Source organism: Acidovorax sp. LjRoot66 (assembly GCF_964253305.1).
GTDB lineage: Bacteria > Pseudomonadota > Gammaproteobacteria > Burkholderiales > Burkholderiaceae_C > Acidovorax.
The window spans coordinates 634,374-649,841 of sequence record NZ_CAXUQU020000001.1 but is presented as its reverse complement, the minus strand read 5'-3'; the positions used below and the strand labels follow the sequence as shown (position 1 = coordinate 649,841).

At 56.4% G+C, this 15,468-nt stretch carries 10 protein-coding genes and 1 pseudogene; 6 read left to right on the top strand and 5 right to left on the bottom strand.

Features of this window, described 5'->3' with window-relative positions; all coding sequences use genetic code 11:
• Nucleotides 1-886: 886 nt before the first annotated feature.
• Together ACSQ3Y_RS03025 and ACSQ3Y_RS03020 are read left to right on the top strand one after the other, a co-directional pair.
• A complete protein-coding gene (locus ACSQ3Y_RS03025; protein WP_436176395.1) occupies nucleotides 887-1,483 on the top strand; it encodes a hypothetical protein in 597 nt (198 codons plus the stop codon).
• On the top strand, nucleotides 1,449-3,059 hold the full coding sequence (locus tag ACSQ3Y_RS03020; RefSeq protein WP_436176394.1) for a hypothetical protein: 1,611 nt from the start codon (nucleotides 1,449-1,451) through the stop codon (nucleotides 3,057-3,059). The genes ACSQ3Y_RS03025 and ACSQ3Y_RS03020 overlap by 35 nt, the downstream gene beginning before the upstream one ends.
• A 703-nt stretch (nucleotides 3,060-3,762) precedes the next feature.
• Here the strand turns inward: ACSQ3Y_RS03020 and ACSQ3Y_RS03015 are convergent.
• From ACSQ3Y_RS03015 to ACSQ3Y_RS03000, 4 genes are read right to left on the bottom strand one after another with little or no spacing between them, the layout of a single operon-like run.
• Nucleotides 3,763-5,043 carry a hypothetical protein gene (locus ACSQ3Y_RS03015; protein WP_436176393.1) on the bottom strand — a complete coding sequence of 427 codons (1,281 nt, stop codon included), beginning with the start codon at nucleotides 5,041-5,043 and terminating at the stop codon, nucleotides 3,763-3,765.
• Complete coding sequence (locus ACSQ3Y_RS03010) at nucleotides 5,040-5,660, bottom strand: hypothetical protein (protein WP_436176392.1); 621 nt, start codon at nucleotides 5,658-5,660, stop codon at nucleotides 5,040-5,042. Before ACSQ3Y_RS03010 ends, ACSQ3Y_RS03015 begins: the two co-directional genes overlap by 4 nt.
• The gene (locus ACSQ3Y_RS03005; protein WP_436176391.1) at nucleotides 5,657-7,927 is read right to left on the bottom strand and encodes a hypothetical protein; all 2,271 of its coding nucleotides are present in this window, start codon (nucleotides 7,925-7,927) and stop codon (nucleotides 5,657-5,659) included. Before ACSQ3Y_RS03005 ends, ACSQ3Y_RS03010 begins: the two co-directional genes overlap by 4 nt.
• Nucleotides 7,924-9,771: a hypothetical protein gene (locus ACSQ3Y_RS03000; protein WP_436176390.1), complete on the bottom strand. Its 1,848-nt coding sequence runs from the start codon at nucleotides 9,769-9,771 to the stop codon at nucleotides 7,924-7,926. The genes ACSQ3Y_RS03005 and ACSQ3Y_RS03000 overlap by 4 nt, the downstream gene beginning before the upstream one ends.
• A gap of 72 nt (nucleotides 9,772-9,843) precedes the next feature.
• Here ACSQ3Y_RS03000 and ACSQ3Y_RS02995 point away from each other — a divergent pair.
• Together ACSQ3Y_RS02995 and ACSQ3Y_RS02990 are read left to right on the top strand one after the other, a co-directional pair.
• Nucleotides 9,844-11,181 (top strand): annotated as a pseudogene (locus tag ACSQ3Y_RS02995) (YifB family Mg chelatase-like AAA ATPase); the annotation flags it as partial.
• 47 nt (nucleotides 11,182-11,228) lie between these two features.
• Nucleotides 11,229-11,696, top strand: a complete 468-nt coding sequence (locus tag ACSQ3Y_RS02990; protein ID WP_057202695.1) for a MarR family winged helix-turn-helix transcriptional regulator — start codon at nucleotides 11,229-11,231, stop codon at nucleotides 11,694-11,696.
• A 24-nt stretch (nucleotides 11,697-11,720) separates the two neighbouring features.
• Here the strand turns inward: ACSQ3Y_RS02990 and ACSQ3Y_RS02985 are convergent, their stop codons facing one another.
• Complete coding sequence (locus tag ACSQ3Y_RS02985) at nucleotides 11,721-12,614, bottom strand: amidohydrolase family protein (protein ID WP_057202696.1); 894 nt, start codon at nucleotides 12,612-12,614, stop codon at nucleotides 11,721-11,723.
• A gap of 157 nt (nucleotides 12,615-12,771) precedes the next feature.
• Here ACSQ3Y_RS02985 and ACSQ3Y_RS02980 point away from each other — a divergent pair, with 157 nt between their 5' ends.
• Both ACSQ3Y_RS02980 and ACSQ3Y_RS02975 read left to right on the top strand, forming a co-directional pair.
• Nucleotides 12,772-13,554, top strand: coding sequence for a crotonase/enoyl-CoA hydratase family protein (locus ACSQ3Y_RS02980; protein ID WP_057202697.1), 783 nt, complete (start codon nucleotides 12,772-12,774; stop codon nucleotides 13,552-13,554).
• Nucleotides 13,555-13,587: 33 nt separating this feature from the next.
• Nucleotides 13,588-15,465 carry a feruloyl-CoA synthase gene (locus tag ACSQ3Y_RS02975; RefSeq protein WP_436176389.1) on the top strand — a complete coding sequence of 626 codons (1,878 nt, stop codon included), beginning with the start codon at nucleotides 13,588-13,590 and terminating at the stop codon, nucleotides 15,463-15,465.
• The last annotated feature ends 3 nt before the right edge of the window (nucleotides 15,466-15,468 follow it).

Here is a 15,468-nt window from a genome sequence, read left to right as displayed (position 1 = left end):
ACCTAAGCGCAAGCTGCAGCACATCGGCAGAAAGAAAGCTTGAGCTTCCACCAAGACGCACGGCGTAATATACGAATCCGACCGCATCATCTTCACTCGAGATGACTGGCAGGCGACTCCCTACCTTTCACGGTATGGGCTACAAACTCGGCGGTGTCTTAGTGGTCCTGGTAGCCTCAAGAGAGCGACGGAGACAGGGAATATATCCAGGTTGCGCAACCGGACAAGGTGGCCATATCTTGCATTGGTGGCAACAACTATGGCGACTGCCCAGTGGCGGTCGACGTGCGCATTTCTGATTGTTCTCTACACATCCAGCCGGTGATCCCGGCCACACGTGATTTGATGCAGCGTCCATAGAATGGCCGTAGACCACGCAGAGAGGATGAGGACCAATGCATCACGACAATGTCACTTCTCGTTTCGACGCTCGGCTTTTCAAAGGGGCTGTTGCCATGACAGTGCAGGCATTGGTCGCAGCATTGACGCCATGTGCGGTACAGGCTACGGCTGCTCGGTGGCGGATACCAACCAAGTGACCTGCTGGGGCAGCCTAGCGTTGCCTACCCTGGGCACCATTCCAGTGAGGGACGTGCAGGTGGGCCGCGACTTCAGCTGCGCGAGGCTGAACGGCATCGTCAAATGCTGGGGCAACAATGACTTCTCCCAACTGGGCGAATCGGCCACCAACCCTGAAGGCCAATGGGCGCGCGGGCCTGAGCAGGCGCAGCAGATAGCTGTGGGGACATCCCGGATGCAGGGAGGAATATGGCAAACAGGAAAACGCGCTACCTCATAGATGGCCGGCTACCCGATGTCCGCGATCTGGAAATGACCACGAGAGCCGAACTGAGTGTCCAGCTCCGGCCGTTTAGGAGGCCACACGATGCTCCCAGACTTACCCGAATTTAAGGGCACATTCAGCGCAGCGCTTGTTCGCTATGTGAGCAAGCGCGCGCAGGCTCAACTCGGGGTTTTCGCCGAGGTGCCTCGACAGATCCTCCATGAAGGGCATGCAACCCGCATCGCTCGTGCTAATGGAGATATCGAGGACTCTCCTCTATTCGATGCGGGCGCCCAAGCCACGATATCCGAGGATGACATGGCCCGGCTCAGTCGCGAGGAGCGGCTGGAGCTGCTCAACTTCATAGCCGACAAGCTGGCGGAGGACATGGCTGGCAAGCTGTATGGCGCACTTTCTAAAACTCTAGACCGAGCTGGCCAGACGCTTGATAACCGCGGAAAGCCCTTCAACGCTGAGACGATCTTTGCTCTCTTCGAGCGGCTGGAGATTGACTTTGATCGGCATGGTCAACCTAATTACCCAACATTGTCCTTGGCGCCGGAGTTACAGGAATCGGCGAAACAAGCATTCGCTCAAATCGAGACCGATCCGAAGTTGAGGGAGCGCTTTGCAAACATGATTGGCGAGAAGAAAGCGAAATGGCGTGATAGAGAAGCTGCTAGAAAACTGGTTGGATAAGGCGAGCGAACGCAGCTACCAACCTGTGTTCGTTCAGATGTTGTCTGCGCAGGGCTATGAGGTCCTGCACAGCACGCGTCACTGCCTTCTTGAATTTGGGAAAGACATTCTGGCAATCGGGCCGGACGGTGTTGGCTGCGCTTTTCAGCTGAAAGGTGATCCAGGCAAGCGAATGCAGATCGCCGAGTTTCGATCTGGTATTCAATTCCAGCTTGTTCAGCTCATGAGCCAGGCACCGGCCTACCCAGGCTTTCCAGCAGGAACCTATCGATCCTATCTGGTCAGCAATGGTCAGTTCGAAGAGGAAGTTCAAACCGCAGTGCAGCAGATGAACAATACCTCCTTGCCTTCCAAAGTAGAACTTTGGAGCCGGGGCATGCTGCTCGAAATGTGCCGCACGAACGCACAACAATTGTGGCCTGGCGAGCTATCGGACACCCGAGCACTCTTAGAGCTTTACATGCTCAACCCGAGAGGAAAGCCGCCAATCAAGCTTCTCGATGGACTGCTCACCTCGGTCGTGAAACTCGATGCGCTTGAGCCTATTGGGCGACCGGAGTTCATCCGGACTGCCAGTAGTGCCGCGTGGCTCACGGGTCTCGCGATCTCCAGCTTCGCGGAGGAGCAGAATCACTACGCCGTTGCGATTGCATGGACCCAATGTTGTGTAGCACTGATTGCGGCGGCCGAGAAACACGCCTCCGGCGCATTGACCAGCATCGCATCGAGCTTCGAGCTAGCCAAAGCGGCGCTGCTGGATTCACTGACTGCTCTGTGGGACGAAGTAGAGGGAAGATCGCACCTGGGCCAAGGTGACCCGCTCGCAGATCTAGAGGTTTCGGGCTGGCGAATCTCGGTGCTCTTTGGCCTACTGTCGTGCCTTGCATTCGCGGACGAACAGTCACCCATCCTGAATGACGATCGCAGGACAAGGCTGCATAAATGGCTGACCACAAATTCTCACCATCCCGAGCTATGGGGTGAGGGTGCGATTGCGCAGATTGTCCCGTGGATTCTGTGGATTAGAAAGCATGATGCAACAAGCCGACCCGATCGGGAAATTCACGAGCTTGCCCGTGCCTTGTTTGCCTTGAACCAGCCTGACAGCAAGGGGGCATTGCTGTCACCGTACTACGATGGGGATGAAGTGCTCACTTATCGCTTCGGTTTACAGCAAAATCCCTTCGATGAGCTGGAGACGTTTGCAGGACGCGCCCATACCGCGGAGGTGGTCATTCATCTACTCGTGCGGACCAACTTGAAGCAGGCCTGCAAGAGCCTCTGGCCCGACTTCACGAGACTCAATCACCATCGCTTTCATGTGGAGAGCGCTACGGGCTATTGCAGGTTTCGATCATTGAAGGGGGTTGAGGAGACGAAAGTTTACCCCCCGGAATACAGCTGGAGCGAACTCAAAGAAGATGCATTGGGTGGCACAGAGCAGCACAAGGTCCCCACCGCGTTGGCCAAAAACCCTTGGCTGCTTGGGATGTGGTGGCAGGCTGCACCTCACCGCCTGAATGCCGACAGTGTCCGCCTCTTCTCAGATGAGGTGCTTCCTGGCTGGGGAAGTTGATTGCGACCAATCTCGCCGTTGCCCTCACAGCGGTAGTGGTCACCACCGCGGATTGACATGTCGATAACGTACAGCCAAACCTGAGGGTTTGCCTTGAACACGTGCGGCTGCACTTCTGGCCGGCAGCTCACCTTGACTGCCGGGCCCCCAGTAGCAACTTTGTTCGCTAGTCAGCCGGCAATTACCAGCTATCGACTTCTCAGAACATGCTTAGATCTAATGTTCCTACCTGAAGCATCAGGCGCGACTTAAACTCTTATCAGCTTGGTAACTTCAGCCAGCGCTACCGTGAAATGAGAGGTGAGCGCAAAAAACAAATGCTTGAGGCGCAAATTTCTTAATATTAGCCTTCATGACGCACCACTCCTTAAGGTTGATTGAGAATATCAGATTTTGATTGCGATGAAACTGCCGCTACATTTTGGCAAGCGGTTGGAAGCGCAACTGAAGATTCGGCTCGGTCCAAGTGATCGTGTGGCGCAGCGTGCGCGAGCGTCAGCGCCAGGCGCTGCTGGAGTCGCGCATGCTGGCCGTGAAGGGCATGTCGCAGCGCAACGGGGCGATGTGAAATTTTATTGCAGACCGGCTGGTGGACCGCACGCCTTGGCTGGGGCGGCTGGGGTCGGAGAGCAGGGATTTTCGATAACTATTTTCTTAAATGGCGTTGGTTGTGACGCACCAAGGCCATTATTCTGCCTCTTCCTCACTTCTTCAATCTCTTCTCCAACTCTCGGACAAGCGCTTTCAGCCGCTCAATTTCTGCCAAACTCTCTTTTTCTCTTCGAGATCTAGTATTGTGATGTTGAACGAGTGCGCTTGATTCATGGCCCGAAGTATACGGCCGGACTGAATTTGGATTTTTATGACCAACCTTCAAGGAAACAGAACGCATCACTGTTTCTGCGCTGGTATCTAATCCAAGACTTCGTCGATCTTCATACTCCTTCGTCGTCGCCGCCACAAGATATTTAGATCTAAAGGAATGTATAGAAAATCCTTTTGGAGCTCCACACACCCGCAATGCTTTAGAAACTATTGCCGTAATCGTGCGATCATCCAACGGACTACATGTTCTATCGGAAATGAAAACAGCGCCAGCAGTCTTCGACTCACTTAATCCTCGAATTCTAAGCACCGATGCCCTCTGATCCAATATAAACCTACAAATGTTCTGATGCAGATCAATTGGTATTTCGTAGTAATCACCGTAATCAAATTTTTGTCGGGCAGGCCGAAGCATTACCGTATCGTGACTGGTGTATTCGAAGTCCGAGCCGGTGAATTGAGAGATGGTTAGCGATTGTATCGAATTCCGCCTAAACCCCGTATATGAGGCAACATCTATGAGCAAGCTGTTCCTATGCTTAATATGTATAGAATGATTGGATTCAAAAAAGTGCGCATGCAGGGCATCAACAGTATCTTCAGTTGGAATGTATCTGGGAACCCTGTGTTTACTATTGCGTGTTTTCACCTCCAACAGAACCGGATAGCGATCAGAATATTTGTAATCCGCATTATTTTTCGACAATGAAGAAACACTACTACCCAGCAAGCAGCTATAAACGTGGCAACCAGCGGGACCTATCATGTGCCGGGCTGCCCTGCCATTCTCCTCCAGCCATTTCAACCAATCGTACACGCGTACCAGTTTTGCATTGACAGTCTTTCTCGCTTTGTCCGCAACAGCCGGACTTGGCGATTTTGAGTTTGGCAATCTTTCAAGCATGTAGTCGCGAAAATCCTCCAAAAACTTATCATTTAGATTTTCAAGCTGGACCTTTCTAGATGCCATGTACCCTAAGAATACCCTTAGATGGCCTATTTCTTGATGAATAGAAAGCCGCTTCAGCCCAAGTCTCTTAATGAGCATGTCCGCGTAGTCGACGACATCGTTCACAATTTCATGCTTACTGAAGTCGTACATAAGGACGCCAAACCCATCACCCAGCTCGACAATCGAAACTAAATATCTATTTTTCACAGCGATCGAATTCCTGTGATTTTTCTGACCGCCTGGGTCAAGCGCTTATTTTCGTCCCTTAAATTTTCCGTTTCAGACCGCAACTCTTCAGTGAATCGATGGTGTTCTTTTTCAAGAGATTTATACCTTTCCTCTGCCACATGCAAATTACGTAGAGCCTCTTCTTTTTGAAAGCGCGCCTTAACAAGCTCTCGCTCGCATATCTGCCGCATTTCCTTTTGCAAAGCGCCGCTTCTCCTTGCGGAAGCAAGATTTTCAGATTTCCGCCGATACTTTTTAGCGCCTGCGAAGTGCTGTTCAATATGAGTCATCGCGCCTTCCGCAGACAATTTTAGATCCGGATATCTCAATAGGGTCAAACGCGAATTTCGTGTTACTTGCAGCCCCTTAGAATCTCGTACCTCCCACATATTGAATTGTCGCGTCGTCCTCGGGAGGTCTTTCAAGCTACCTGGATCAGCACTTTTTTCAAATTCTTTTAGCGCACTCAACAGCAAATGCACTTTCTTCTCGATATTTATTTTCGCAGCGAGCTCGGTGTCCGCTGCAACTTTTGGCTTGACTCCAGGAACAGTATTCGTACGGTCGCCCTTTTTGCGCAGTCCGGCCTTTTTCATGTTGCGCCCCCAAGCCGCGCCTCATGAAATGAGATAACCTTTAACAGATCGACTAACTCCTCAGAAAATAACCTTTCTTTGAGCGTGCCTGCATGGCTGGTGATTAGTCCTTCTAGTGACTTCGCATCAGTTTTAAGGCTCTCTAGATGCACTTGAGCGGTATCTGAGTAAGCGCATCTGCCACATGTCGCTGGCGATGCGTTTTCCCGAGCGATTTCCCCACCTCCGGGACTACAAGCTGAATGCTTGCGGGAGTTGCCTGCCATGCAATTACCCCACGGGTAGGGGTTTGTTTCATGCCCTCGGGCTATTAGAGTGTCGGCCAGTATTTTCTTTTGTTGACTCGAATCGAGGGCCCCATATCTTAAAGCACCTCCAAGCTTGCGGTGAAAGCGCGCCACAAGCTTAGAGAATCCTCCAGAAAAGGTCCGAGCCGTATCTACAACCTCTGATACATATTTTCTCAGTTTTTCATCTCCAACTTCTTGGACGATCTCAAGCAGCTCCAAATGGAAAGATGCAGCTTTTGAATTCAGTGTTTTTTTTGGAGATGACCATTTTGCGATCGCAGTTCTCTCGTGTGGCGTGTCTGCGGTATCGCTGACATAATGCAGTGCTTGCGTTACATCTTGGTGTCCATATTTTTGAGACAGTGCCACAAGCTGTGCATTTTCATAGCGGTAGTGGTAAAGAAGCCCGTATCCTCTGCGAAACATGTGAGGTGTAACCCGAACTTGCTCTCCAGTTGCAGTCAGTATGAAATCGCTCATAGCAATGCGCGTAGTTCCATTCCCAAACGAGAACCATTTATTGAAATCATCACCAGTTGCAAGAAAATTTGGGATGAGAAACAGTTTTCGCTCTCTTCCTTTAGTTGGCTTTTCAGGTTCATCTGCAAGGAGCCATGCAATATTGGATATCTGCCCCAACACTTCCAATGCCATCCTAGTAACGTCGTTTATGTAATGCGGCCTATAGTCATTAATATGTTTTTCCATGTAGAACTCACATTCAAATATGCCGAAAATTTTGTCAACATTTTTAAGTGCGGAAGTGTGTAGGCCTATTGCCCGACCAATGATCTCGTCCTTCCTCCGGCCATTCATTGAGACAAGAACAATGAAGCAAGCAGCGTACAAATATGTAAGAATCAGATTTACTGAGCGCTCCTTTCCGGAGCAGTTCGCTTTGAGGTAATTTGTGATTCGATATCCGGTCTGCTTTTCCAGCAGAGCTCTCTCCGGAAGCTCTCGCAGTAAATCCAACCTATCGCCGCTATTTTGGTGATCAGTTTGAATTAAGCCTTGACCGGAAGCGATTAATTTTTGCTGCGCCTTACTAAGAGCCACGACAAATCTAACCACAATCGGAGAGATATCGTAAATCCACCAATATGCGTGCACAAGCAATTTAGCCCAAGTATCAGGATCCATATTAGTCGTTCGCGAACCCTGCCTCCCCTTATTCATAGAAAATTTATGGCGACTACCCCCTGGTAAATTGATAATTGCCTTTTGCAGATCTACTTGCGCGAGAACATCCAAAGCATTAAGTACTTGGTAAACAACAGAACGACTGGTCACTGGGCGGATTCCAAGTTTGTACCGCTTTATGTCTCCACTGTTTTGAAGACTTTTATCATCAGCCGCCTGCAGAATTATTGCTTTAGCGACATTTATATCATTCCCACCGATATTTGTTCCGAGAATTTCCAAGAAGCTTTTATGGACTGAAATCTTCTTCTTATTTCGCTCTCTATCCAGATAATCTTCAGCGGGGATGGGATTGGCGGACAGGATGCTGATAGCCCTAGCCTCGATTGCCAACACCTTCGTCCACCCCCCGCTGACAATATCAAGGTAGAAACGCTCCCACAATTGAGCCGGGACATCTCTAAGATTAAAAAATCCATTAACCCAAGCAAATTCCGCAACCTTGATGAAAATCTTAGACCACCTAAAAATCAGGGAATGAAATGACTTCCCCTCAGTAAGTTTATTCGCATAAATATCTATTCCACGGAGATACAGATCGAATAATAATTCATTGTCGACGATGCGAGAAGAGCGCCGATTTATTGCAGATGAAGGGAGCAGCCCAAACTCAATACCCGTACTTTTCCACGGCTCATCATTCGAGCGATGAAGCACATCACGCACAAAGACTTGGCGAGATTCATAATCAACTCGGATATTCGAATTAGATATTCTAAAGGCCACATCTTCTTGCCTGGCCGTCACCGGTTTAAGTTTTTCACGGTTTATCATTTACTCACCCTATTAATTAGATGCCTGTAGGGACCACGGGCAACCGCTCCGAAGAGCCCGAACGTAAAAAGCATGTTTGGTAGATGATTTTTCTCAAACGCAGCTGGATTTTCATCTAACAGTCTTTTCCAACTTCTCTCGTAATAACTCTTAGTTAGAACCAATTCTTCAATTCGGTCGCTGTCGATGTGGATCACCCTATTTTTACATCCACCGTCTTGGTGACAATGCTTAGCTGAGCAGATGCCAGAATTGAGCCATTCATCAGCGGGCGGGGATGCAGGCGCAACGCAAGATGAACCATCACCGATAGGGTAAGAAAGTATTGCTCGGTTGCTCTGCCCCCCTCCGGGATCTATCATGTACCGAATGGTGGCATCGAACCGCTTCTCAAATTCAAGCGAATTTGCAGAGTTGAGACGTCGGATGATGTCCTTATTGACGTAGTGAAAAGTTGTCCTGGAAATTGAATGCCCAGCTCGACTCTGGGCTAGAGCAAGATTTCCCTTGTTCACCGCGTCAACCGCCAAAACTTGGCCCCTCAACATTTCTGGAGAGAAATTCGGCAAGTCATATTTTTTGCAGAATAAACCCAAATTCCACTTGGCGACTCTTTTGAAAATTCCGTCTTTCGAAGCTCGCCGTCCAGTCCAAATTCCAGAATGCCTGACTCCGGCCTGATCCATAGCGCGTGCTCTCATAAATAATACCTCGAGGGCCAAGAGCACATCGTCATCCCCTTTCTCAATCAGTACCAAAGGCGTTTCATCACCTGGCCTTGTTTTAACCGACTGCAGTCTATGAGGAAAAGAACGCACGTCAACGGATTCGAATGACAGCTCTAAAACTGAAGAGAAATTCCATCCGGTCTTAATTTGAAGAATCAAAGAACAAGCAATAAGGATCTCGACTGCAGGTAGCTCCCGCGATCTGATCCAACCAACAAAGTCGTTGTCTGCGAAAGACGCCTCGCTAAGATTTTTTGCATGCTCATAAACCGCCGATGGAATCTTCACATCCCTAAAGACAGATATTTTCGGCCAGCGCCCGGAGCTGACCATAATTCGCAGCGCAATATATTCCTCTACCTCCTCGATTGTCCAAGTGATGTTTTTATTTCGACGATATGAAAGCGCCTTTGCTATGACCACCGACTCTCGCCCACTGATATCAATGGCGGAAATTCTATTTATCTCATCACAACATCTGCTGTACGTCCTAAGAATTTGCAGGGCAGATTGACGTACTCTAGATAGGTCGTTTTCAAGGATAAGAATGGTTTTAGCATGCAAATCCTTAATACTCTCATGCTGTAACGATCCCAAAGTAGGCCGACTATGATGAACAACGTCACTTAACAATGGGCGCCCAATCGGTTTGAAAGAGCATTTACTTTTGTAGAAACTTTTCAATTGCCTTAATCTAGCGTCAGATGAAACTGCAACAACAGCTTTCCCCACAAAGCTTCGAAAAGCAGAACTCTCTCGGTAAGATTGACTTGACCCATACTTTTTCAGAAGAAATGACTCAAACTCTGCGAAAAGTCCAACAACCATTTCGAGCGAAATTTCTGACGGCGTTGCCGAACATAGGGAAACCCAACTAGCCAAACCGCAAACGTCTTCAAAGGCAGCTTTCAACATTCCCAAGCTGCTTTGTGCAATCGGCTTTGCCTGCGTGGAGCGCGCTTTCGCTCGAAGCGCGTCCCACAACCACTGAGCACCGATGACACCGAGAACGTCGCCACGTCGAAGCACGATCTGGCCAGTGCGATCCACAGCATGCGCGCGGGTGAACCAGCAGAATACGACTTCAGTGCTTCGAGCTATGGTTGTTGGCTTCACGACAAGTAGCGGTATAACGATAAGCAGAGGCAAATGTCTACTGATCTCATTTCACATCTTACATACACATCGACGGTGAACCTCGCCCCGGCCGACCTTCCCAAGGACTCTGGCCGGTTTGACCTTCCCATTGCCCTGGGCATCCTGGCCGCCAGTGGGCAGATCGATGGCAGCCGCCTAGCCGGGTACGAGTTCGCCGGGGAGCTGTCTCTCTCGGGAGAACTGCGCCCGGTGCGCGGCGCGCTGGCCACCAGCCTGGCGCTGCAGTCGCAGCAGATCACCGTGCAACTGGTGCTGCCACCCGGCAGCGCCGAGGAGGCCGCCCTGGTACCGGCGGCCCAGGTGGTACGTGCCCGCCATCTGCTGGACGTGGTGCGCGCCTTTCTGCCGCCGGGCAGCCTGCCGCCCGATGCGGACGACGACGGCTTCACCCGCCTGCAGCCCACGCCCATGGTCACGGAACTCCAGGGCCCCGACATGGCCGATGTGAAGGGCCAGGCCGTGGCCAAGCGCGCGCTGGAGATTGCGGCGGCCGGAGGGCACAGTGCACTGATGGCCGGCCCTCCGGGGTCAGGCAAATCCATGCTGGCGCTGCGCTTTGCCGGCCTGCTGCCGGCGATGACGGTGCAGGAGGCCCTGGAGAGCGCCGCCATCTCCAGCCTGGCCGGGCGCTTCAGTCCAGAGCGCTGGGGCCTGCGCCCCACGGGCCAGCCGCACCACACGGCCAGCGCCGTCGCACTGGTGGGCGGGGGCTCGCCACCCCGGCCTGGCGAGATCTCGCTGGCGCACCATGGGGTTCTCTTTCTCGACGAACTGCCCGAATTCACGAGGGCCGCGCTGGAGGCGCTGCGCGAACCCCTGGAGACTGGCCACATCACCATCTCGCGGGCGGCGCAGCGTGCGGAATTTCCGGCACGGTTCCAGATGATCGCGGCGATGAACCCCTGCCCCTGCGGCTTTCTCGGCTCCACCCAGCGCGCCTGCCGCTGCACGCCCGACCAGGTCTCGCGCTACCAGGGCAAGCTCAGCGGACCGCTGCTCGACCGCATCGACCTGCATGTGGAGGTGCCTGCCGTGCCCTCGGAGCAGTTGCTCAAGACACCGCCTGGCGAATCCAGCGCCGCCATCCGCGAGCGCGTGGCGCAGGCCCGGGCCCGGGCGCTGGCACGCCAGGGCAAGACCAACCAGGCACTGCAGGGCCAGGAGATCGACGAACACCTGCACCTGGACGATGCAGCCGCCAAGTTCCTCAACACGGCAGGCGCGCGCCTGGGCTGGTCGGCGCGCAGCACGCACCGCGCGCTCAAGGTGGCGCGCACCATCGCCGACCTGGCCGGTGCCGAGGCTACCGCCGTCAGCCACGTGGCCGAAGCAGTTCAATACCGCCGTGTGCTGCGCAGCCCGGCCTGAGCCCCCGCCCATCGCTATAGTCTCGCCACTTCCAGCAGCATCACTCCATGGCCAGCGCTTCACTCCCAACCATCACCCCCACCGCCACCGACGTGGTCGACAACAGCTACCTGCGCACGCTGGTGGGCTACAACGCGCGCCGGGCCTCGCTGTCCATCATCGAGGTGTTCATGGAGCGCATGGCGGTCTATGGGCTCAAGGTGGTGGATTTCTCGGTGCTCTCGCTGGTGGCGCACAACCCCGGCATCACCTCGCGCCAACTGTGCGCCACGCTGGGCGTGCTGCCGCCCAACCTGGTGGGCCTGATCGCGGCGCTGGACCGGCGCGGCCTGATAGAGCGCCGCCCGCACCCGAGCGACGGGCGCGCCATGGGCCTGCACCTGACGCCCGCCGGCGAAGACCTGTGCGCCCAGGCCGAGCAGACTGCGGCCACGCTGGAGATCGACGCCACCGCGCGCCTGACCGCCACCGAGCGCAAGACGCTGATCCGGCTTCTGCAAAAAGTCTACGACTGACGGGCCCGCACCGGCCCGCCTGGATCAGATTGCCGCAGGCGTGGCCTTGGCCGCCTTGTCCAGCCCCAGCAGACGCACCGCATTGCCCTTGAGGATGCCGGGCATCACCTCGGGCTTGAAGCCGGCCTCCTGGAAGTCCTTCATCCAGCGCTCGGGCGTGATCAGCGGGTAATCGCTGCCGAACAGGATACGGTCCTTGAGCAGGGTGTTGGCGTACTGCACCAGCTGCTTGGGGAAGTATTTCGGGCTCCAGCCCGACAGGTCGATCCAGACGTTGGGCTTGTGCGTGGCGACCGAGAGCGCCTCGTCCTGCCAGGGGAAGCTCGGGTGCGCCATGACGATCTGCATGTCCGGGAAGTCGATGGCCACGTCATCCAGGTGCATGGGGTTGCTGTACTCCAGGCGCAGGCCGCCGCCGCAGCGCATGCCGCTGCCGATGCCGCTGTGGCCGGTGTGGAAGATGGCCGGCATGCCGTACTCGGCGATCACCTCGTAGATCGGCCAGGCCATCTGGTCGTAGGGGTGGTAGCCCTGCACGGTGGGGTGGAACTTGAAGCCTTTGACGCCATGCTCCTCGATCAGGCGGCGCGCCTCGCGCGCGCCCATCTTGCCCTTGTGCGGGTCGATGCTGGCAAAGGCCATCATCATGTCGCTGTTGGCCTTGGCGGCCTCGGCGATCTCCTCGTTGGGGATGCGCCGGCGGCCCATCTTGGACTCGGCGTCCACGGTGAACATCACCAGCCCGATCTTCTGCTCGCGGTAGTAGGCCACCGTCTCGGCGATGGTGGGTCGGCGGCCGTTCTTGAAGTATTTGTCGGCGGCGCGGTCGTATTCCTCGCCGTAGTTGTCGAACGGGTTCCAGCAGCTCACCTCGGCGTGCGTGTGGATGTCGATGGCAATCAGGTTCTCGTGGTCCATATCTGTCTCCTATGGTGGCCGGTCTTTCACGGTATCCCTGTCAGCATGCACCACGGCACCTGACGCAGATCAAGGGTAACTACTGATGAAAAACCGGTCTGGCTTGCTTGAATTGGTTATGAACTATAACCACAATTCACCTATCAAGAAAGCCACCATGACCCATCCAGACATCCATTTCGAGCTTGCCGGCGACGAGCAGGAAGTTGCCGTGATCCGCCTCACGCGCAGCGCCAAGCGCAATGCGCTGAACGACGGCCTGATCCTGGCCCTGCGCGACCTGTTCGAGAAAATGCCCGCCGGCGTGCGCGCTGCCGTGATCGACGGCGAAGGCCCGCACTTCTGCGCCGGGCTCGACCTGTCCGAGCTCAAGGAGCGCGATGCGGGCCAGGGCCTGTACCACTCGCGCATGTGGCACGCCGCGCTGGAGCGCGTGCAGTACGGCCCCGTGCCCGTGATTGCCGCGCTGCACGGCGCCGTGGTGGGCGGCGGGCTGGAGCTGGCGAGCGCCTGTCACATCCGCGTGGCCGATGAATCCACCTTCTACGCGCTGCCCGAGGGCTCGCGCGGCATCTTCGTGGGCGGCGGCGGCGCCGTGCGCATCCCCAAACTGATCGGCGCTGCGCGCATGGCGGACATGATGCTCACCGGCCGCGTCTACAACGCGCAGGACGGCGAAAAGGTCGGCTTTGCCCAGTACCTGGTGCCCGAAGGCCAGGCCTTCGACAAGGCACTGGAGCTGGCCAAGCGCGTGGCGCAGAACGCGCCGCTGACCAACTACGCGCTGATGCACGCCCTGCCGCGCATTGCCGAGCAACCGGCCGACCAAGGCTTCTTCACCGAAGCCATGATGGCCGCGATTGCCCAGAGCGCACCCGAGGCCAAGTCGCGCCTGGCGGACTTCCTGGAAGGCCGCGCCGCCAAAGTGCGCAAAGACTGAGCCCCGCATTTCCACACCGCCGGACCTCCACCCATGAGCGATCTCTCCACCCCCCTGGCCCCGCCGCGCTACCGCCCGGTGCCCTTTGGCGTCACCCGCGTCAACCTGCGCGAGGGCGCACCCGGCGTGCGCTACCTGCAAGCCGACCTGCCCCTGGGCGCATACGCGCGCCGGGTCACGGACTACCTGGTGCACTGGGCGGAGGTAGAGCCCGAGCGCAGCTTTCTCGCGCGCCGGGTGCAGCAGGCCGACGGCAGCACCGGCGACTGGCAGCACGTGACGTATGCCCAGGCGCTGGACGCCGCGCGCAGCATCGGCCAGGCGCTGCTGGACCGGGGGCTGAACGCCGAACGCCCGGTGGTGGTGCTCAGCGAAAACAGCCTGGAGCATGCGCTGATGGCACTGGGCTGCATGTATGCGGGCGTGCCTTACTGCCCCGTGTCGCCCGCCTACGCCACCGTGAGCCAGGACTACGACAAGCTGCGCCACGTGCTGGACACGCTGACGCCCGGCCTGGTGTTTGCGGCCGATGGCACACGCTTTGGCCGGGCCATCGAGGCCACCGTGGCGGCGGACGTGGAAGTGGTGCTCGCCCAGGGCGCCATCGCCGGCCGCAAGGCCAGCACCTTCCAGAGCCTGCGCAACACCGTGGCCACGCCGGCCGTGGATGCGGCCATGCATGCCACGGGGCCGGGCACCATCGTGAAGTTCCTGTTCACCAGCGGCTCCACCAAGATGCCCAAGCCGGTGATCAACACCCAGCGCATGTGGTGCGCCAACTTGCAGCAGATCACCCTGTCGCTGCCGGTGCTGGCCGAAGCCCCGCCCATCCTGGTGGACTGGCTGCCGTGGAACCACACCTTCGGCAGCAACCACAACTTCGGGATCACGCTGCAGCACGGCGGCACGCTTTACATCGATGACGGCAAGCCCACGGCAGCGCTGATCGGCGAGACCCTGCGCAACCTGCGCGAGATCGCGCCCACGGTGTACTTCAACGTGCCCACCGGCTTCGAGATGATCGCCGACGCGATGAAGACCGATGCCGTGCTGCGCCGCACCTTGCTGTCGCGGGTGCGCATGTTCTTCTACTCGGGCGCCGGACTGGCCCAGCCTATCTGGGACAGCCTGCATGCCACGCAGGAGGCCGAGCTCGGCGAGCGCATCGTCATGTCCACGGGCCTGGGGATGACCGAGTCGGCCCCCTCGGCCATGTTCTGCAACAGCCCCGACGTGCGCTCCGGCCACATCGGCGCGCCCGTGCCGGGCATGACGCTGAAGCTGGTGGACGTGGACGGCAAGACCGAGGTGCGCTACCGCGGCCCCAACGTGACGCCCGGCTACTGGCGCTCGGACGCCGCCACGCGCGAGGCCTTCGACGACGAGGGCTACCTGTGCACCGGCGATGCCGTGCTGTGGATCGACGACAACGACATCCACCGCGGCCTGCGCTTCGACGGGCGCATCGCCGAAGACTTCAAGCTCTCCACCGGCACCTTCGTGAGCGTGGGCCCGATGCGCGCCAAGATCGTCGTGGCCGGCGCCCCGTACATCCAGGACGCGGTGCTCACCGGACTGAACCGCAAGGAAGTGGGCGCCCTGCTGTTCCTCTCACCCGCCTGCCGTGAGGTGAGCGGGCTGGATGCCGACGCCCCCTGGGCCGAGGTCATCGCCAGCACCGGGGTGCGCCAGCGCATCCAGGCCGTCATCGACCACCTGGCGCGCGAATCCACGGGCAGCGCCAGCCGCGTGGCGCGCGCACTGCTGATGGCCGAGCCGCCCTCGCTCGACAAGGGCGAGATCACCGACAAGGGCTCCATCAACCAGCGCGCCGTGCTCAAGCACCGCGACGCCCTGGTGCAGGCCCTGCATGACGGCAACGCCCCCGACACCATCGTGCCCGCGGCCTGAAAC

Coding starts and splice junctions, on each gene's coding strand:
- ACSQ3Y_RS02975 (WP_436176389.1), top strand. CDS start 13,588: ATGAGCGATCTCTCCACCCCCCTGGCCCCGCCGCGCTACCGCCCGGTG.
- ACSQ3Y_RS02980 (WP_057202697.1), top strand. CDS start 12,772: ATGACCCATCCAGACATCCATTTCGAGCTTGCCGGCGACGAGCAGGAA.
- ACSQ3Y_RS03025 (WP_436176395.1), top strand. CDS start 887: ATGCTCCCAGACTTACCCGAATTTAAGGGCACATTCAGCGCAGCGCTT.
- ACSQ3Y_RS03005 (WP_436176391.1), bottom strand. CDS start 7,927: ATGATAAACCGTGAAAAACTTAAACCGGTGACGGCCAGGCAAGAAGAT.
- ACSQ3Y_RS02985 (WP_057202696.1), bottom strand. CDS start 12,614: ATGGACCACGAGAACCTGATTGCCATCGACATCCACACGCACGCCGAG.
- ACSQ3Y_RS02990 (WP_057202695.1), top strand. CDS start 11,229: ATGGCCAGCGCTTCACTCCCAACCATCACCCCCACCGCCACCGACGTG.
- ACSQ3Y_RS03010 (WP_436176392.1), bottom strand. CDS start 5,660: ATGAAAAAGGCCGGACTGCGCAAAAAGGGCGACCGTACGAATACTGTT.